General features: G+C 37.1%; 14 protein-coding genes. 7 read left to right on the top strand and 7 right to left on the bottom strand.

Annotated features, from left to right (window positions below):
- Nucleotides 1-35: 35 nt before the first annotated feature.
- Together KO513_RS12865 and KO513_RS12860 are read right to left on the bottom strand one after the other, a co-directional pair.
- Nucleotides 36-593: a sugar O-acetyltransferase gene (locus tag KO513_RS12865; RefSeq protein WP_215913698.1), complete on the bottom strand. Its 558-nt coding sequence runs from the start codon at nucleotides 591-593 to the stop codon at nucleotides 36-38.
- 9 nt (nucleotides 594-602) lie between these two features.
- Nucleotides 603-2,354 carry a glycoside hydrolase family 36 protein gene (locus tag KO513_RS12860; RefSeq protein ID WP_215913697.1) on the bottom strand — a complete coding sequence of 584 codons (1,752 nt, stop codon included), beginning with the start codon at nucleotides 2,352-2,354 and terminating at the stop codon, nucleotides 603-605.
- A 567-nt stretch (nucleotides 2,355-2,921) separates the two neighbouring features.
- Here KO513_RS12860 and KO513_RS12855 point away from each other — a divergent pair.
- The 4 genes from KO513_RS12855 (at nucleotide 2,922) to KO513_RS12840 (ending at nucleotide 12,174) form a co-directional block, all read left to right on the top strand.
- Nucleotides 2,922-3,935 carry a GntR family transcriptional regulator gene (locus KO513_RS12855; RefSeq protein ID WP_215913696.1) on the top strand — a complete coding sequence of 338 codons (1,014 nt, stop codon included), beginning with the start codon at nucleotides 2,922-2,924 and terminating at the stop codon, nucleotides 3,933-3,935.
- 176 nt (nucleotides 3,936-4,111) lie between these two features.
- Nucleotides 4,112-7,126: a SusC/RagA family TonB-linked outer membrane protein gene (locus tag KO513_RS12850; protein ID WP_215913695.1), complete on the top strand. Its 3,015-nt coding sequence runs from the start codon at nucleotides 4,112-4,114 to the stop codon at nucleotides 7,124-7,126.
- Nucleotides 7,127-7,145: 19 nt separating this feature from the next.
- Nucleotides 7,146-8,708: a RagB/SusD family nutrient uptake outer membrane protein gene (locus KO513_RS12845; RefSeq protein ID WP_215913694.1), complete on the top strand. Its 1,563-nt coding sequence runs from the start codon at nucleotides 7,146-7,148 to the stop codon at nucleotides 8,706-8,708.
- Nucleotides 8,709-8,805: 97 nt separating this feature from the next.
- On the top strand, nucleotides 8,806-12,174 hold the full coding sequence (locus KO513_RS12840; RefSeq protein WP_215913693.1) for a VCBS repeat-containing protein: 3,369 nt from the start codon (nucleotides 8,806-8,808) through the stop codon (nucleotides 12,172-12,174).
- A gap of 39 nt (nucleotides 12,175-12,213) precedes the next feature.
- Here the strand turns inward: KO513_RS12840 and KO513_RS12835 are convergent, their stop codons facing one another.
- From KO513_RS12835 to mutY, 5 genes are all read right to left on the bottom strand, one after another.
- A complete protein-coding gene (locus tag KO513_RS12835) occupies nucleotides 12,214-13,227 on the bottom strand; it encodes a GntR family transcriptional regulator (protein WP_215913692.1) in 1,014 nt (337 codons plus the stop codon).
- A gap of 210 nt (nucleotides 13,228-13,437) precedes the next feature.
- Nucleotides 13,438-13,992 (bottom strand): gliding motility lipoprotein GldD, encoded by a 555-nt coding sequence (gene gldD, locus KO513_RS12830; protein ID WP_215913691.1) that lies wholly within the window; start codon nucleotides 13,990-13,992, stop codon nucleotides 13,438-13,440.
- Nucleotides 13,985-15,298, bottom strand: a complete 1,314-nt coding sequence (locus tag KO513_RS12825; protein ID WP_215913690.1) for a gliding motility-associated protein GldE — start codon at nucleotides 15,296-15,298, stop codon at nucleotides 13,985-13,987. The genes gldD and KO513_RS12825 overlap by 8 nt, the downstream gene beginning before the upstream one ends.
- Nucleotides 15,299-15,471: 173 nt before the next feature.
- A complete protein-coding gene (locus KO513_RS12820) occupies nucleotides 15,472-15,936 on the bottom strand; it encodes a single-stranded DNA-binding protein (protein ID WP_215913689.1) in 465 nt (154 codons plus the stop codon).
- A gap of 145 nt (nucleotides 15,937-16,081) precedes the next feature.
- Nucleotides 16,082-17,113, bottom strand: a complete 1,032-nt coding sequence (mutY, locus tag KO513_RS12815) for an A/G-specific adenine glycosylase (RefSeq protein ID WP_215913688.1) — start codon at nucleotides 17,111-17,113, stop codon at nucleotides 16,082-16,084.
- Between the two features lie 178 nt (nucleotides 17,114-17,291).
- Between mutY and KO513_RS12810 the strand changes: the two genes are divergently transcribed.
- From KO513_RS12810 to KO513_RS12800, 3 genes are all read left to right on the top strand, one after another.
- Entirely contained in the window at nucleotides 17,292-17,582 is a 291-nt protein-coding gene (locus KO513_RS12810) for an HU family DNA-binding protein (protein ID WP_038236075.1), read from the top strand.
- Between the two features lie 283 nt (nucleotides 17,583-17,865).
- Complete coding sequence (locus KO513_RS12805; RefSeq protein WP_215437429.1) at nucleotides 17,866-19,413, top strand: Rne/Rng family ribonuclease; 1,548 nt, start codon at nucleotides 17,866-17,868, stop codon at nucleotides 19,411-19,413.
- A 132-nt stretch (nucleotides 19,414-19,545) separates the two neighbouring features.
- Nucleotides 19,546-20,019: a regulatory protein RecX gene (locus KO513_RS12800; protein ID WP_215913687.1), complete on the top strand. Its 474-nt coding sequence runs from the start codon at nucleotides 19,546-19,548 to the stop codon at nucleotides 20,017-20,019.
- Nucleotides 20,020-20,023: the final 4 nt, after the last annotated feature.

Raw genomic sequence — 20,023 nt, 5'->3', positions numbered from 1 at the left:
TTTAAATTGGTATGGAACAAAAAGTTACAAGGGCACTAGTTATCAATTTTCTTTAGTACGCGACACGGATTACCTACGGCCACAACATTATCGGGAATATCCTTTACAACCACACTTCCAGAACCTATAACACTATTATTACCAATAGTAACCCCAGGATTAACGATTACTCCGCCACCAATCCAGACATTGTCTCCAATATGAATTGGTTTTGCATATTCTATACCAGAATTTCGGGCTTCAAATTCCAAGGGATGCGTAGCGGTAAGTAACCTTACCCCCGGTGCAATCATTACATTTTTACCTATGTAAACCGGCGCGGCGTCTAAAATAATACAATCAAAGTTAGCGTAAGAATTTTCTCCCCAGTAAATATTGAACCCGTAATCACAAGTAAAACGGTTTTCTATGTAGAAATTCTTGCCCGTTTCGGCAAATAGTTCTTTGAAAAAATGTTTGCGCTGCCGCTCCTTATCCATTGGTATGGCCTCAATTTCACGCATTAGTCTACGTGCATTCAACCTACCTTTTACCAACTCCTTATCATGTGGATTATAAGGTTGACCAGCGATCATTTTTTCCTTTTCAGTCATTGAATTCAATTATATTTTCTCGGTCCTGATAATTCCGCAAACTGGAACTTGAACCTCAAGTACTCCTTTCGAAAATACTACATTATCTTCCCTAATCAAATTTCCTTGGCAATCATAAATTTTGCAACGGTAAGCGCCCCAATCCTTTGTGCTCCGGATGACAATATGGTCTGCTATTTGACCATTTAAAATATCCATACTCTTATATTCTTCATTAAACTCTACAACCCACGCGTCATAAACTCCTATAATTGCATGCCCATCTTTAGACACACGCTTTGTTGGGTAGTTGGCGAGAGGCTTTGAGGGAAGGAAATTACCGTTCATGAGAACATTGGCGTTTTCATTCCAATACTTTGTATAAAAACCAATCATGTTTACATACTCTTTTGGTGTTTCACTCAGCATAATAGAGAGCTGAGGCACACCAAAAAGTGTATTAATTACTTGTAATGCGGCAATTTCCAAGGGTTCGTCCGCATGCCATGTAACCATATCCGAATGAACGGCGGTATTACCGGCAAGCATACGTATATCGGCAATTCGCAGTCGGTTCATGGTAGCATCTCCAGGGCAATCAAAAGCGCGGAACATGTTTCCATATTTACGCATTGCAGGTCCGGTGTATTTTTGTCTAAACTCAATAAAAATTTCAGGGTTTATAGCTGTCAACGCCTCCTTTACATCGGTCAACAGGCGATCTACAGCATCATTTATTGAAGTATAGTCTGCATCCGGTCCTAGTTGGGTAGGCGTGTCCTTATAAAATCTGAAGTCATCTATAAAATCTAGTTTAAAACCATCTAGATTCCAGTCTTTGGCCGCGCTTGAATAGATATCTATTAAATACTGTCTTACATCTGGATAGCGTGGATCAAAAACTGGTGCCCATCTATGGTCTTCCGTCAAGAATTTGCCTTTAAAGCGTTTAAACGCTTTTGACTTTTCCCCACAAAAAGGAACAGAGTACCAAAGGGCTACCTTCATACCTGTTTTATGCACATTCCTGACAAATTCTGCCATTTCGGGAATGCGGTCCGGTTGCCAATCCCCGGTAAAATCATAACCTCGGTTCGAATCGAACGTTTGCCATCCATCATCTATAATAATGGCCTCATAACCTATGTCCTTGGCAAGTTTGCACTCCTTAAGTAGTAGATCTACTTCAAGATTCTGATGAAATTGGTACCAAGTGGAGTACAATGGTTTTTTTGCAATATCGGGGACATAGGCAGGTTTCAACTCATCAAACGTCTCCCACCATGAGGAAACCGCTTTTAAACTTTCAGAAAAATGCTGATTCTGATTATCCAATCGCAATTGCACCTTAAAGTTTTTTATGGGGTAATGTTGCTCCGTAAAAAAGGTGATATGGCAGTAAAAACAATTGTCCTCTTCCCTTAAACGCGCATTCATCTCCAATTTGTTGATTGCATTGGAACAAGCAAAGGTTAAGATATTCTCGTCACTGTTACCAAAAAGTGAAATGACAGGAGAGTCAATAGAAATTCTAGACTCCATATTATCCAGCTCCCAGTCTGCCTGAATACGCTTGTTAAAATCAGTTGTTGGCTTCCATACCCCTTTTACATTAATTGCCGGAACCTTCCACTGTAGGGTTATTGGTTCAGGAATTCGCTCCTCGTTACTTGATACTTCAAAATTGTAAATGACCGTACCGTCTTGATCGTATATTTTTTCTAGAGTGGTTTGAAAATTATCATCCGCTCCAATAGTATTTATCTTGGGGCCGTCGGTCATTAGAGTCGTGTTTGAAGTCATCTATTTATATATTGTAATAAAAAATTAGTGTTTAATTAAATTCTACCAACTCTAAAGTCGTGTAAGAAAACGTAATATAATTTTAATTATTGTGCTATGATATTCTATGCTACTAATCAAATATACAGCGAATTATTAGAATCTCAAAAAAACCATAGAAATATCTCAATTACATCAAATATAATAGATTTGCATAAAAGAATGCAAAAAGATTAGCAGAGACCCGTTATGCAAAAGACTTTATCTAATTGTAGGAATATACATATATTTTTTAACAAAAAACATAAAATAGTGGACATTTATTAATTAGAAAATGTACCCCTCATTTTAACTCCAATTGATCTCTACGGGGTTTTCAAACGATTAAAGCGGATTCCCTCTACGATAGTGTCCACTCTACTCATTTGACAAAACTCAAAGCACAACCAAAAGCCTGCATTTGCCCTAGTACGCTTTAATCTCGCCGGCCTACTCATAAAATTAAACCAAAACTGTCATTTATTTATTATATTATCCGCGTTCATAAGTAAAATTGCATTGTCCCCTATGTCTATAATTACATCAATAATAAACCTCAAAAAAATAGACAACTTATCAAAACATGACCAATTGGTTCATGGTATAATAGAATCTATTAATAAAGGTGAACTAGTAACAGGAGACAAACTCCCCTCTATAAATACAATGGTTAACGAATTAGGCTTCGCCAGAAAAACTATTGTTAAGGCTTACGGCGATTTAAAGGGAAGAGGTCTCGTTGAATCAAAAAAGCTTAAGGGATACTTTATAGTAAGTGAGAAAACCAATGTGGTTTTACGAATTGCCCTTTTAATGTATTCTTTTCACCGTTTTCAAGAAGAATTTTACAATGCCTTTAGAAGTGAACTAGGCAAAAAATTTCAAATAGATGTTTTTTTTCACCATAACAATAGTGATGTTTTTGAAACTATATTTTCAAATATCCGTGCCAAATATGGCATGTATGTTATTGCGCCTATTCAAACTCAACCTATAAACACTCTTCTTCAAACGATTAACCCAAAGAAGCTATTAATTGTTGACAGGTATCTGCCTATGGGCAGCGACTATTCTTTCATAGTACAGGAGTTTGAAAAGAGTACTTACACCCTACTTGTTAAACTATTGGAGCCAATAAAAAAATACGACAAAATCGTCCTTTTTTATAGAGATGATTTAGATTACCCCCCTGGAACATTACGTGCATTTCAAAAATTTTTAAAGGATTATAATCTACCAGGGGCCGTTGCAAAGACATACAAACCAAAATCTGTTGAGAAAAATTGTTTATACCTTTTTATAAGTGACACTTATATATGGGAGGTACTAATGGATTGCCAACAGAACAATCTATCTATAGGTAAAGATGTTGGCGTATTATCTTTCAACGATCATATTGTAAAGGAATTAGTTTTTGGAGGGCTAACTACAATATCGATTAACTTCAAAGAAATGGCTATTAAAGCTGCCAAACATATTAAGCTTAAAGATATTTCTCAAACAGTAATGCATCCCAGCCTAACTAGACGCAACTCTCTATAAACACCTATAAAGTAGTCTCCTGATTATCTTGATTGCCAATTCATAATTCACACCCTCAAAATTTGTTAAATAAGTAATGTTTTGCAGTTTTTTTACACATATGTGAAAATTATTTTTAATTTTACAAAGTAGCATAGACTATCATAGTACATGAAATCAAACTTAAACTCACTTTTATGAAAAGAAAATCTCTAACTCAAATCGTCGGTGTTGTCCTGTTGATCTTTGGTTTTGTGGGCCACGCCCAGACCGTTAGTATTTCGGGAACAGTTTCAGATGACCAAGGCCCTTTGCCCGGTGTTAACATTGTAGAAAAAGGAACAACTAATGGTATTACCACTGATTTTGATGGAAACTTTACGATTTCCGCAAGCTCAAACGAAGCAACTTTAGTATTTAGTTATATTGGATACGCCACTCAGGAAATTCCAATAAAAGGTCAATCTGTCTTAAATATTACCTTGGAAGCAGATGCCCAAACCCTTAATGAAGTTGTTATAGTAGGTTATGGTACATCTAACAAAAGGGAACTTACCGGTTCAGTTTCCACAATAAAGAAAGATGCTATTGTAAACGTTGTTGCGGGTAACCCAACTGCATCTATTCAAGGTAAATTGGCCGGTGTACAAATAGAATTACCGGGAGGTCAACCAGGAGGAAGCGCTAATGTATTTATTAGAGGCGTAAATTCATTAAGTAATGCCGCTCCTCTTTATATTGTTGATGGACTTTTCGTTGACAACATGGACTACGTGAATCCGAACGACGTACAAGATATTTCTGTTTTAAAAGATGCTGCTGCAGCGGCAATTTACGGAGCTAGGGCTGCGAACGGTGTAATCTTAATAAAAACCAATCATGGTATTAAGAACGAGCGCGTGAAAGTTACATTTAAATCCAGAATAGGTTTTGACACTCCTAGCAAGAAACTTGATTTTATAAGTGGTCAACAATATACAGACTATTTAAACCAACGTTTTGAAAATGATGGAGAAGCTACAAGAGTAACCCATAATGGTGTGAACACAGACTGGCAAGATGAAAATTTAAGTTCTGGTGTTGTTGAAGATATCGGTTTTGGAATCTCCGGTGGTGGTGAAAACTCATCTTTCTACGCTTCTGGTAATTACTTTAACCAAGATGGTATTTTAGCTGGCTCCGGATTTAAGCGAATTAATCTTAGGGTTAACAGTAGGTCCCAATTTGGGAAATTCACTCTTACGGAGTCTCTAGGCATTGCCGAGGGGAAACTACAAGAGAACAATTGGTTTGGCTGGGACGGGGTATCCGTTCCCACACTTGCTTTAAGAAACCCTAACAATGATGGAGGTTTTGAAGCACCGTCTCAAGCGATTCATGGACCAGGAGGCATCAACCAATATGGACTAGCAACATTAGAAGACAATTTAATAACCACAAGAACGGTTTTTGGTAGTGTTAAATTAGACTATGATATAACTGAATCCCTAAAAGCTTCCATAAACTATGGTATTGATTACAGAAATAGAAAGTTCTTTCAATTTACCCCTACATACTTCATGAGTACTGTAGACGCCGTGTTAAACGTAAATGACAAAAATGACTTAACCGAGGTAAGGTCTGACGAAATTAACATTGTACTTGAGCCCACACTTTCATACAACCAAACATTTGATAAGCATAAAGTTGGGGCTGTTCTAGGGTATACCTATTTTAAAGAAAATCAGAACTTTAGTGGAATATATGGACAGGGCACAGCCGCCAATTCCATAAAAAATGTTGGAGCCCTTCCATCTACTGACCAAAACATTTTACTGGGTCAAAACAATGAAGCCGGGCTGGAATCTTATTTCGGCAGACTTAATTATAGTTATGATGGAAAATACTTGTTTAGCGCTACAATGCGCCGTGACGCCTCGTCTAGATTTGACCCTGAAAACCAAGCTGGATATTTTCCATCGTTTTCTGCAGGTTGGAATGTGAGCGACGAAGATTTTTGGTCCATTGAAAAAATTAACTATTTCAAGATTAGAGCGTCTTATGGAGAATTGGGTTCGTATCCTGATACCTACTACCCAACATCTGCTGTATTTGCAGAAAATGTTTCAAACGTTTCTTTTGGAGGTGCCATTAACCCTGGCCTAGCCCAGACTGCATTGGCAGATACTGGCTTAATTTGGGAAACAACCAAAACATTTGATATAGGTGTTGATATGGGGTTATTTGATAACAAACTTTATATTACCGCAGATTATTTCTCAAAAAATATTGAAGACGTATTGGTAGCTATTAATGGCCCCTCTACAAGCGGAGTAAGTTCTCCTACCATAAGAAACGCAGGCTCTCTTGTAAATAAGGGTCTTGAATTTGATGTCACCTATAGGAAACCAGAGGAAGGCAATTTTAACTATACCATTGGCGGTAATATTTCTTTTAATTTAGAAGGTAAAGCCGATGAAATCCCTAATCCCGTATTAGGCCCTGCCATAGATGAAGATTTAAGAGTAGTCAACAGAACCCTTACCAATCAACCTATAGGCGCCTATTATGGATATAAAGTAGAAGAAAAAGTCAATCCTGCAACTGGTGATTTTGTTCGAATAGATGTAAACGGCGATGGTCAGATAACTGCCGAGGACCAAACAGTAATTGGAAACCCTACCCCAGATTTTATATACGGCTTAAATTTTACAGCTAACTACAAAGATTGGGATTTTGGTTTAAACTTTAGCGGTGTACAGGGTAATGAAATTTATAATGTTGGCCGTTACTATAACATTCTTTGGCAAGATGGTGGCAAACTATCAGAAGTACTTAACTCTTGGACACCATCTAATACAGACACCAATATTCCTAGAGCTTCTATTTCAGATGCAGCCGGGAACAAGGCTCCTTCTTCTTTCTTTGTAGAAGACGGGTCATATTTTAGATTAAGGAATCTTGACGTGGGTTATACATTCAAAAATGACGTATTTGGACTAGACTGGGTACAAGATATTCGTTTGTCCATGAACGTACAGAACGTGTTTGTAATCACTGGCTATAGCGGCTATGACCCAGACGTTTCTTCAACCAACGGAGGTCGTGCAAATAGAAACACAGGTGTACCTGGTTTTAGAGATACAGTTAACCCATTGTTAAGTAGAGGCCTAGATGCAAGGGTTTATCCTAATGCAAGAACTTTTATGTTTGGCGTCCAGGCTACTTTTTAATCAATAAATCATGACAAAAATGAAAAATAAAATAAATATACAATCCATTAGTTTAGTGCTCACCGCAGCATTAATTATAGGTGCATGTTCGGATGAATTATTAGAGCAATCAAATAACAATGCAACCTCTACGTCTAATTTCGGCACATCTGTATCACAGGTAGAAGCCGCAGTAAACGGTGCATTTCATCCACTCACCAACACCTTTTTTTGGGGGCGTATTATCCATACAGGGGCAATGTTACGATCAGATGAATTTAATGTCTTCCCTTTCGGATCCAATACGGCAATGTCTACTTTTCAGGGAAACCCTGGTGATAGATGGGCTACCGAACCTTGGCAACAGCTATATAAATCTATTGCCCGTAGCAACAATATAATTATCAACACCTCTGAAGAAGGAATTCCAGATACCACAACTAGAAATAACCTAGTGGGCCAAGCCTATTTTTTACGAGGTTTCAGTTATTGGTACTTGGTTAACTTATATGGCAGCGTACCTCTAATTACAGATTTACCAGATTTAGATAATTTGGCCGTAGAGCAGGCAAGTGTTGATGCTATTTGGAAGCAAATTATAGAAGATTTTGAAATGGCTGAAACAATGTTACCCGACTCATGGGAAGGTTCAAACTTAGGAAGACCCACTTCAGGTTCCGCCACAGCCTTTAAAGGCAAAAGCTATCTGTACATGAAAGACTGGACCAATGCACACCAAACGTTAAGTACTCTGGTTGGCAAATACAGTTTGTTACCTTCAGAGAATTATAGTGACAACTTTACGACTACCAACGAAAATAATGAGGAGTCTATATTTGAATTGCAATTTTTAGGGCAAGACACATTTGTATGGGGAACGGATATTCCTGGTACAGGAACCATGGGCAACTATCATATTGACTATGCCCCCCCAACAAAATCGCCTGATAATGGTCATCTTGTGAACCCTTGGTTAAAGGATTTATTTGAAGCAGAAGGAGATGTAGTCAGAAGAAATGAGACTTTGGCTTATGATTACCCAGGTTCAACTGGCTACGGCGGCACAGACTTTTTGACAGATTTTGCTGCTGATATTGAAGTTGCTGAGACTGCTGGTCTACCAGCTATTTTCTCAAAAAAATATGCGGGTCTGGATTTGGGCGTAAGAGCTGATGTAGATTTTCTGGGAACAAATGTAGGCAACAACTGGCGTATTATGAGATATGCCGACGTATTATTGATGCTCGCAGAAGCATTGAACGAAGATGGACAAACCACTCAAGCCGTTCAATATATAGATATGGTTAGAGAAAGAGCTGAGTTACCGCTAATTTCAGATACTAATCCCGGAATTGGTCAAGCAGACTTTAGAAATGCTATAATCAACGAGAGAGCAATGGAACTGGCCGGAGAAGGGCACCGTTTCTTTGATTTGGTTCGTTGGGACTTAGCAGACGATTATTTGGGCGCCAACTCATTACATGGAGCCCATCCAAAATCACTATCAGGAGGAACTTTCCAAACGGGAAAACATGAATTAATTTGGATTCCAAATTCAGAACTTGATGCCAATTCAAATTTAAAGCAAAATCCTGGTTATTGAATATCTTTGAGTTAATTTGAGTTGTTTTAGTTAGAAAAGCCAAGTGATTTAAATCATTTGGCTTTTATCGAATAATACTAGGTTCAAAATGCAGAAAATGACCAGAATTCTATACATATCACTTGGTGTGCTCATACTACTTTCAGGTTGTAGTGAGGGTGAAAAAAAATATCTTTTCAAATTTATAGACTCTTCTCATTCTGACATCCATTTCTCAAACACTATCCAAGAAAATGATAGCATAAACATCATTGATTTTCAATACTGTTATAATGGCGGTGGAGTGGGAATCGGAGATTTTAATATGGATGGCCTACCGGATATTGTTTTTACCGGAAACCAAGTCTCATCAAAAATCTATCTCAACCTTGGAAACCTTAAATTCAAAGACGTTTCTGAAATTGCCAATTTAACTACATCATCATGGGTTACAGGTGTTTCTATCGTAGACTTAAATTCAGATGGTTTTGATGATATTTACCTAAGCGTGGGCGGAGCTAACTGCAAAGACAACTGCAACAATTTACTTTTCATCAACCAAGGAACCAATTCTCAAGGCATTCCCAAATTCATAGAGCAAGCGGAAGAGTATGGACTAGATGATGGGCGTTATGCCCAACAATCTGTATTTTTTGATTATGACCAAGATGGAGATTTAGATGTTTATGTAGCTCATAATGGCAATACATCATATGACAAGAACACACCAATGCCAAAAAGATATGTACCTGAGCATCTTTCAGATTATATGCTTAAAAACGAATCTTTGCCAGATGTTGACCACCCTGTATTTGTAAATGTATCTGATGAAGTTGGCATAAATAAAAAGGGTTTCAGTCTTGGTGTAACCATAAATGATTTTAACGATGATAATCTGCCCGATGTATATGTAACAAATGATTTTATTACTGAAGACCTTCTATACCTTAATCAAAAAATAGAAGGCAGCAGCTCTAGCAAATTCCAAGAGGCGAGCCAACACTATCTCAGCCATGAAACCTATAATTCTATGGGGGTGGATATTGCAGACATAAACAATGATTTGCTTCCTGATATTATGGCCTTGGATATGTTACCCAACGAATATCAAAGACAGAAAAAAATGCTAGGCGCAATGAATTATGACAAATATCTTCTTTCACTATCCAATGGTTACTCCTCGCAGTATATGCACAATACGCTACAAATCAATAATGGAAAAATTAACGATAAGGTATTAAAAGCTAGTGAAATCGCTTTTTTTTCAGGAATATCCAGTACCGATTGGAGCTGGTCACCATTAATAATCGATTTAGATAATGATGGCGATAAGGATATCCACATAACTAATGGTTACACGAAAGACATAACAGATTTAGATTTTATAAATTATAACAACCTTAATAATGTCTTTGGAACCCCCGAAACAAGAGATAGGGAATTGAAAAAAATGGTCAAAGGGTTACCTGAGGTAGCGTTAAATAATTTCATTTATGAGAATAAAGGGAGTTTAAAATTCTCTAATGTTTCCGAGGTATGGAGCCCTAAACAAAAATCGTTATCCAACGGAGCCGCCTACGCAGATCTAGATTTAGATGGAGATTTAGACCTTATAATCAACAATATCAATGCAAAGGCGTTTCTTATAGAGAATAAAGCCTCTGAAAATCAAAAAAATAAATATCTAAGAATAAAGTTAAAAGGCACGGCACAGAACCCAAAAGCTATTGGAGCTAAAATTACTCTATGGAGCAATGGTGAGGCACAAAGCAATTATCAATCTGTTGTTAGAGGGTACTTGTCATCAGTAGAACCAATTGTACATTTTGGCACCAAATCATCTGTCATAGATTCACTACGGGTTATTTGGCCCAATGGCGGATTAACACTGTTAACGGAAATTAAGGCAAACCAGGTCATAGAATTAAATCAGGAAGACCAGAAACTAGATGCCAAACCCAATCCCTCCAAATCCTATTTATTTACTGAGACAAAGGAAGTACTTAATTTCAAGCATATTGAGAATCAATCCAACGATTATGTTTTTCAAAGGCTATTAATGAAGCAATATTCAAAGACAGGGCCATCAATAGCCGTTGGTAATTTAGATGGAAATATAGGAGATGAAATTTTTATTGGTGGCTCAAAAAATCAACCTGGTCAAATTCTATTTCAAGACGTCTCAGGAAAATATGTCCAAAAGCAAGAGCTAGACGCAGATTATGAAGATACAGATGCTGTTTTCATTGATATTGATGGTGATAATGATTTAGATCTTTACGTTGCAAGTGGGAGTAACGAATTTGTTAGAGATTCTAATTTATATCAAGACCGTATTTATTTAAATAATGGCAGCGGTTCTTTTGAAAAAAACAGCATGGCACTACCGGAATTTAACGAAAGCACTAGCTGTGTAAGACCTGCTGATTTTGACAATGATGGAGATATTGATTTTTTCATTGGCGCCGGAATTGTTCCAAGAGAATATCCTTCAATTCCGCAAAGCAGGATTCTTATGAATCATGAGGGTAATTTTACAGAAGCGGTCATTCCTGAATTACAAAACATAGGCATGGTAAATGATGCCATTTGGGAGGATATTGATGGAGATAGCTGGCCCGATCTAATTGTAGTTGGAAAATGGATGCCAATCTCAATATTTAAAAATAATGAAGGAAAATTGACTCCAATGCCAATTGATTGGATTATTGGAAATGAAGCTAGTGCAAGTACATCAGGTTGGTGGAATTGCATAAAATCTGGCGATTTTGATAATGATGGAGATGTAGACTTCCTTCTGGGCAACCAGGGCACTAACGGTTTTGTTCAACCGAGTGCAGAATACCCTGTTTATATATATACAGGAGATTTTGACAACAATGGAAGTATTGACCCTATCTTGGCTAAATACTTTCAAATCAATACTGACAAAAAACTCATGCCTGTACAAACCCGTGATGACATTATTCAACAATTGGTAGCCTTGAAGAACGACCACCTAACTTATGATGAATTTTCACAAATTGATTTCCTAAACCTACTTGATATAAACGACACCTCAAAGAAAACGCTAAAGGCATCCATATTCGAAAGTTGCTATATAGAAAACCTAGGAAATGGGACTTTTAAAGTAAGACCTCTTCCAGAGTCTTGTCAACTTGCCCCCATTAATGACCTAGAAATACAAGACTTTGACAAGGATGGCAATTTAGATGCCTTGTTAGTAGGAAACGATTTTACGGCCGAATCTCTTTATGGAAGATTTGATGCTCATATAGGAATATTTCTAAAAGGAAACGGCTCTGGAGAATTTCAAGCCATCCCGAGCAAAACTTCGGGTTTTTACGTTCCAAACCAATCTAATTCAATAGTACAGCTAAAAGATAACACAAAAGAAAAATTGATTCTTGCCGGTCAAAACAACGATTCAATTAAAGTATTTAAATTAACAGTTAATAAGGGCACTACAACTGCTAAAAACAACTAAAAAGCACAGCGCATTTTGGCTCAGGACCTTCCAGTCGTATTACAAGGAATTACGCTTGAACAGTTTTGATGTAACTATAACCTGAGAAGTAACATTGTTTTTTACGTGCTGAGCCGCTAAAGTGGCCATATCCTTAAAATCTGTGGAAATGGTAGTGATGCCGTCAAAGACAATTTCCTTGATTATATGATCATTGTGGGACAACACCCCAACATCTTCACCTACTGACAATCCCTTAGTATGACAATCTTTAAGCAATTCCCATAGAGACGCATCGTTTATGAAAAAATAGGTTGTTTCCTTTTCAACGGAACCTTCAATGTAATCCTCTACAACAACGCCATTCAACCCATAATCGGCAATAAATCTATGGAATGCGATTAGTATACCTCTTGGATAATCTCTATTTTCCGCATAGAAAAGAACTATTTTCTTGAACTTTTTAATTTCCGGAAGCAGTTCTACCAATTTATCAAAAGTAGTTCCTTCAAACTCTTGCGAAATATAAGAATACTCTTCTGGCATGGGTAAATACCGGTCAACAATCAATAATTTCTGAGGCTCAATAGTTTCAAGAAGTGGTCTAATGGCTTTATCGGGAATTGGAGCCACCACGTACATTCCATACTTCCCACGAATATTGTTAAAGATGGTTTCAAAAATAGAAACATTATTATGATGAAAGAAGACATCTATCTGATAGCGGTTTCCTAACTCCTTTCTAAAAGTATTGTAAAAATCTTCCTGAAAACGCTGAAAGGAGAATAAAAGCAAGGCTATTCTAAGCGTTACTTTAGTTTCATCACTTATTATAAAATAACCCTTGAGCTTTTTGGACTCTACTAATCCTCTCTCTTTTAACTCTTCATATGCCTTAACGATGGTTTTTCTAGCGTAGCCAACATCAGATACCATTTTGTTTATGGAAGGTAACTTATCCCCAACAGAAATTTCACCCGAATCCAAAGCTTCGATAACACCATGTACCAATTGCTCATGCTTGGTTAAACTATTTACTTCTTTTAGTCGATGGATTATCTGGAGTAAAGACATTAGATCCTATTAAAACAATTATGAATTTTGTAAGTATAATAATACAAATTTATTATAATAAACTTCTATTTCGGTCATTTTAAGACAACAAAAGCTAAATATTTTTCATGAAAGCAAACTTAACTTCATATTTATGCTAAATATATAAATCTCAAGAAGATTTTAATTGCCTAAGATAAACACAACAAGTTTAAAAAATACAGACCCTACCTAATTTTTCCATTTTAAAGTCTCCATAATTCCTCTAATATCATTTTGAAGATAAGCAGCCGCAGGGTATATGGAATCATAATTGGGCCTTGTATAAAAATATAGCGCACCGGTAATAAAATTCTTAGTGCTATCCGTTACATAAAACTGAGCTTGTGAAGCTGCATTTCCGCTAACCTCATAGAACATACCATATACGTTGTTCTTTTCATTAACGAAAGGCTGCTCTAAAATACCATCTGCTTTTACGGAATGTTCATAACTCAACTTTTGAGCGTCAGAAAGCAATTTGTCCACATTGTCATCCACCTTTTTGTAATTGATATAGATTTCGCCCTTCATTTCCGGGTAATCTAAAACTAAAGAAGTCTCCGTATTACTTTTAATTTTCGCATTTGTGTTATAACTGAACATAAAATACTCTGTTTGCAACTCTCCCTGCTGGGGAGCATCATACTCCAAACGCAACTGAGCTTTGGGCTTGGGCAAAACCTCCTCCTTACATCCAATGACCAATGCGAGCAACATTAAAAGAAATAAACGATATCTATACATTTTGGGGCAACGTTATTTTTATTTGTTTTAACCTCTTTTTATCCGAGCTTTCTACTACAAATTGATATTCGTTAAACGAGATTACCTCTCCTCTCTTAGGAAAACTTCCGGCTATCTCAAGAACAAAACCTGCAATGGTCTCAGACTCTCCTTTTTGTTCCTCAAATTCGGTTTCATTCTCAATTTTGGCTACTCGATAAAAATCCTTTAAGGCAGTTTTACCATCAAAAACGAAATTAAAATCGTCCAATTTTGAAAACACAAGGTCTTCATCATCAAACTCATCACTTATATCGCCTACTATTTCTTCTATAATATCCTCTAGAGTTACAATCCCCGAAGTCCCCCCATATTCATCCACAACTACGGCCAAATGGTTCTTCTTCTCCTGAAACTCTAATAACAGATCATCTAGTTTTTTGTTTTCCGGAACAAAATAAGGTTCACGAATAAGCGTCATCCAATTAAAGGTTTTCCTATCTATATAAGGTAGTAGATCCTTAACGTAGAGCACACCAAGAACATTGTCCATATTTTCCGAAAAAACCGGAATCCTAGAATAGCCATGGGTCTTTATTTCGGACAGTATCTCTAAAAACTTCATATCCTCGCTAACCGCAAAAATATCTATTCTGGGGCGCATGACCTGCTTTGTGTCCGTATTCCCAAAAGTAACTATTCCCTGTAATATCTTCTGTTCTTCCTTAGTAGTATCACCTTCTGCCGTTAACTCCAAGGCCTGCGAGAGATGGTCTACACTTAAATTGGATTTTTGTTTGCCCAATTTGTTATACATAAAAATTGTACCCGCTCTCATGGGGAGGCTAAGCGGACTGAACAAAAAGTCTAGAATATTTAGAGGATAAGACATTAAATGGGCAAATGCTATTCTGTTACGGTTCGCGTAGACTTTGGGCAATATTTCTCCGAACATTAATATTAAAAAAGTAGCGACCACTACTTCCAAAAGAAACCGGACCCATTCTAATTCCACATTCGCAAAAAGTGAATTGCCAATAGTACTGAAGAGCAATACAACGCCAATATTAATGGCATTGTTTGCAATAAGAATAGTGGCCAAAAGCTTCTTGGGCCTATCCAAGAGTTTAACTATTATATTCCCGCGAACACTTTTCTTTTCCGAAATCTCATTTACATCTGTAGGTGAAAGACCAAAAAAAGCAACCTCCGCACCAGAAATGAGGGCAGAAGACATTAATAGTACAACTAGAATTGTAATTTCAAATGCAAAAGCACCTGTAAAAGTGACAAAATAAGGTACTAAACTAAGGGGGTCAGGGTCCAACAGTCAGAAATTTAGTAATAAAAGGCGGTTAGTGAATATAACTGCGCACCACACCCTTGCTCTAGATATACACCGGCATTAGGTGATTTTATAAAATTACAATGGTTTGTGTGCGCTTGCTTCATATTTTAATTGCATCTATAGAGGCTGTTACTAAAAATACATCTTTTTTCTTAGAAAGGAAGGTCATCTTCCTGCTCTGGCCGAACTAAAGGCGCGGCCTTAGGACTACTTGCTGTATTTGAAACGGAGTTTTGCTGTGGTTGTTGCCCACCTCCTTGCTGATTTGACATATTCTCTTTCTTAGTAGTAAGAAACGTAAAGTCCTGCACATGCACTTCGGTACTATAACGTGTGTTGCCGTCTTCTCCTTGCCATTGGCGGTTTTTTAAACGCCCCTCTACATAGACCTTATCTCCTTTACTTAAATACTTTTCACATATTTCAGCAGCTTTATTACGCACCACTACGTTGTGCCAATCCGTATTGGTAACACGTTCTCCCGTTTGCTTGTTCGTGTAGGTTTCGTTAGTAGCAATAGGAAAGCGGCCAATACATCCTCCATTTTCAAAATAATGCATTTTTACTTCATCGCCCAAATGGCCAATTAACATTACCTTATTTAATGTACCGCTCATAATCTACTTTTTTTTGCAAGTTTGAATCTACAAATATACTTGTTTTTTAACCTCCACTATCAAGTGTTACTGTTACGATTTTTATAATTTACGGATAAAGTTGAAGAAAATAAAAAAACACTAAGGTTCCTTTTAGTAATAGAGCTTACAATTTCCTCAAAAAGTCCGCTATTAATACTGGAACCGGGTATTTTTGTACCGCTGCCATTGAAATACCTTCCTTTAAATCACTTTTGACCTGTACAATCCAAAACGTTGTATATAAATGTTGATGGGAAAGTTTATGTACAATAGGGCTGACATTAAACTTATTTATGGAAGCAATACTGATCTCATAGTCCAAACCCTTTACATTTACCAAAAACTCTTCATCTGAAAGCTCTTTCTCTGATTCAATAAGAGGAAATTGCCAAAGATTTTGCCAAATTCCCTTGCCCTTTCTCTGCTCTAGAATGGTCTTTTCATCTTGGGACATGAAAACAACATAGTTAAAATAACGGTTCCGAACCTTGGTCTTTTTAAGCTTTACTGGAAGTTGGTCTACTTTGTTATTTTGAAGTGCAACACAACTTTCATTTAAAGGACACACGCTGCAATTGGGATTTTTAGGAGAGCACTGTATGGCACCAAACTCCATGATTCCTTGGTTATAATCACGAATATTACCCGTATCCATAACCTCTCTGGCCAACTTTTTGAAATATTTAACACCTTCCGTGCTATTGATAGGCAAATCAACACCAAAATACCGAGCCAATACCCTGTAAACATTACCATCTACCACTGGTTCGGGCCTATCAAAACATATAGACGAAATGGCACTTGCAGTATAATCTCCCACACCTTTTAAAGACAATAACTCCTTATAGGTATCAGGAAAATTACCACCATATTCATTAACTACCATCTTAGCCGTAGCATGCAGGTTTCTTGCCCTGGAATAGTATCCCAAACCCTGCCAAAGCTTTAAAACTTCTTCTTCCGAAGCATTGGCCAAGTCGTGAACTTTGGGGTAATTGCTAATGAACTTAAGGTAGTACGGAGTACCTTGAACCACCCGTGTTTGCTGCAACATGATCTCCGAAAGCCATATTTTATACGGATCACGGGTTCCACGCCATGGAAGGGTTCTTTTATTTTCTTGGTACCAAGTAAGGATTTTATCTGAAAAGATCATTTTTACCGCTAGTTCATGCCAAAATTAACGGATTATAAACGGATATACATTACCCAGAATAGCCATAAATTGAAAAGTGATGGTGAACGACTTAAAATTAACCCTTTAGCACAAAAGATTAATTTTAATTTATATATTTGCATCCCAAAAAAATTATACTGAAAATTTAACACGAAAGATGACGAAAGCAGAAATTGTATCGAAAATCTCAGACAAGCTGGGAATTGAAAAAGGAGACGTACAGGCTACAGTTGAGAGTTTTATGGAAGAGGTGAAATCTTCTTTGGAAAGTGGTGATAATGTGTACCTTCGCGGTTTTGGTAGTTTTATTATTAAAACTAGAGCCGAAAAAACTGGAAGAAATATTAGCAAGAACACTACAATTAAAATACCGGCACACAATATTCCTGCATTCAAACCTGCAAAGGTTTTTGTAGAAGGTGTCAAAAGCAACGTACAAGTAAAATAAATATACTAACTTAAAGTAGAATTTTATGCCGAGTGGTAAGAAGAGAAAAAGACATAAGGTAGCTACCCACAAACGCAAGAAGCGTAGGAGAGCTAACAGACACAAGAAAAAATAGTTGCTAGGGGTTGAAATTTTCAACCCCTTCGCTTGTTTTTTCACCCCATACGTTCATTGACATAGAGATTGCAGAAAATCTCGGCGAATTCCAGTAATTCGTTTTAATAATTGTTTAATCTATTTGCCTACTTATTAATTAAGTAATGGCAAATACAAATACATTCAGGTGAATAGAGAATTAATCGTACGATCTAGTTCTGATGCCGTCGATTTTGCACTCCTAAAAGATGGAAAGCTCACTGAATTGCATAAAGAAGAAGACAACAACGATTTTTCCGTTGGTGATATTTTCTTGGCAAAGGTTCGTAAACCGGTTACCGGTCTAAACGCCGCCTTTGTAAACGTTGGTTATGAAAAAGATGCTTTTCTGCACTATCATGACCTTGGCCCACAACTGGCCACTATGCTTAAATTCATAAAAGGCGTGAGTACCAATAAAATTACGGATTACTCACTAGCCAACTTTCCATTTGAAAAAGACATTGACAAGAATGGCGTAATTACAGACGTCATCAAAGCCAACCAGTCATTATTGGTTCAAATCGTTAAAGAACCTATTTCTACCAAAGGACCTAGAATTAGCTCCGAACTTTCCATTGCGGGGCGTTATTTGGTAATGGTACCTTTTTCCGATCGTGTTTCCGTATCTCAAAAAATAGGAAGCAGTGAAGAAAAAGAAAGGTTAAAAATACTGGTAAGAAGTATTAAACCTAAAGGATTCGGCGTCATTATAAGAACAGTGGCCGAAGGCAAAAAAGTAGCGGAACTAGACAAAGACCTAGAAAATTTGTTGGCCAAATGGTCAACAATGTGTAAAAAATTGTACAAGGCCCACACGCCTTCAAAAGTATTGGTCGAGCTCAACAGGGCATCGTCTATCCTTAGGGATATTTTTAATGATTCCTTTACTGGAATTCATGTAGATGATGAAACCCTTCATGATCAGATCAAAGATTATGTGCTAGAAATTGCACCTGGAAAGGAATCTATAGTTAAACTGTATAATTCATCCGTTCCTATTTTTGAAAAATATGGAATAGAGCGACAGATAAAAACTTCTTTTGGCCGTACCGCCAGCATGAGCAAAGGTGCGTACCTTATTATTGAACATACCGAAGCACTTCACGTTGTAGACGTGAACAGCGGTAACCGTTCCAACAAGGCCAAAAACCAAGAAGATACCGCTTTAGAGGTAAACCTTCTGGCAGCTTCTGAAATAGCCAGACAATTGCGCTTGAGAGATATGGGAGGCATTATCGTTGTTGATTTTATTGACATGGTAAAAGCACCGCACAGGAAAAAACTTTTTGACCATCTTCGCGATGAAATGAAAGATGACCGCGCCAAGCATAAAATATTACCTCCTAGTAAATTTGGACTTATACAGATTACAAGACAACGGGTACGGCCCGAAATGAACATCAAGACCACCGAGGAAAATCCGAATGGTAATGGGAAAGAAATAGAAGCCCCAATAGTCTTGATAGACAAAATTAATGCCGACCTTGAAAAGTTGTTGAAAGGCCCTAAAAAAGATAACGGAATTACACTTAACATTCATCCGTTTATCGCGGCTTATATTACTAAAGGCTTTCCTTCCATGCGTTCTAAATGGTTCTTAGAACACAAAAAATGGATTAAAATTCAACCTAGGGATGCGTATACGTATCTTGAATACCGTTTTAAAGATAAAGACGGTAAAACCATATATTAAAAGTTTTTAAAGCGACCTTCGGCAACGATGGTCGCTTTTTTTATGCCTTATATTTAAATTCAAAGTTAGCTTCCTTACTACTTCAAATTGTATTTTTGTTTCTAGATACATTGGCAAAACCAGAATTTTTATATGCATGAACAACGCGCCTATTCCATTGAAGAAGCCAAAAGAAAACTAGAAGGGTATTGCGCTTATCAAGACCGCTGCCACAAAGAGGTGATTACAAAACTCAAGCAAATGCGAATGATTCCTGAGGCCATAGATCAAATTATAGTTCACTTGATCAATGAGAACTTCTTGAACGAAGAACGTTTTGCCCAAAGTTTTGCCCGAGGTAAGTTCTCCATGAAAAAATGGGGCAGAAATCGTATTGTAAGTGAGCTGAAGCAACGCAATATCTCTAAATACAATATTACCACAGCACTAAAAGAAATAGACGACGAGGCCTATCTAAAAACTCTGGACAGCTTAGCCTTAAAAAGACTGGAGCAGATTACCGAACAAAATCCCTTAAAACGAAAGAAGAAATTAGCGGACTATCTTTTATATAGGGGATGGGAAAGCCATTTGGTCTACGAAAAACTAAAAGAGCTTGTTCCCTAAACTA

The organism is Zobellia sp. B3R18 (assembly GCF_018860715.1).
Lineage (GTDB): Bacteria > Bacteroidota > Bacteroidia > Flavobacteriales > Flavobacteriaceae > Zobellia > Zobellia russellii.
This window is presented reverse-complemented; position numbering and strand designations above follow the sequence as displayed.

Coding starts and splice junctions, on each gene's coding strand:
- KO513_RS12865 (WP_215913698.1), bottom strand. CDS start 593: ATGACTGAAAAGGAAAAAATGATCGCTGGTCAACCTTATAATCCACAT.
- KO513_RS12860 (WP_215913697.1), bottom strand. CDS start 2,354: ATGACCGACGGCCCCAAGATAAATACTATTGGAGCGGATGATAATTTT.
- KO513_RS12855 (WP_215913696.1), top strand. CDS start 2,922: ATGTCTATAATTACATCAATAATAAACCTCAAAAAAATAGACAACTTA.
- KO513_RS12850 (WP_215913695.1), top strand. CDS start 4,112: ATGAAAAGAAAATCTCTAACTCAAATCGTCGGTGTTGTCCTGTTGATC.
- KO513_RS12845 (WP_215913694.1), top strand. CDS start 7,146: ATGAAAAATAAAATAAATATACAATCCATTAGTTTAGTGCTCACCGCA.
- KO513_RS12840 (WP_215913693.1), top strand. CDS start 8,806: ATGACCAGAATTCTATACATATCACTTGGTGTGCTCATACTACTTTCA.
- KO513_RS12835 (WP_215913692.1), bottom strand. CDS start 13,227: ATGTCTTTACTCCAGATAATCCATCGACTAAAAGAAGTAAATAGTTTA.
- gldD (WP_215913691.1), bottom strand. CDS start 13,992: ATGTATAGATATCGTTTATTTCTTTTAATGTTGCTCGCATTGGTCATT.
- KO513_RS12820 (WP_215913689.1), bottom strand. CDS start 15,936: ATGAGCGGTACATTAAATAAGGTAATGTTAATTGGCCATTTGGGCGAT.
- mutY (WP_215913688.1), bottom strand. CDS start 17,113: ATGATCTTTTCAGATAAAATCCTTACTTGGTACCAAGAAAATAAAAGA.
- KO513_RS12810 (WP_038236075.1), top strand. CDS start 17,292: ATGACGAAAGCAGAAATTGTATCGAAAATCTCAGACAAGCTGGGAATT.
- KO513_RS12800 (WP_215913687.1), top strand. CDS start 19,546: ATGCATGAACAACGCGCCTATTCCATTGAAGAAGCCAAAAGAAAACTA.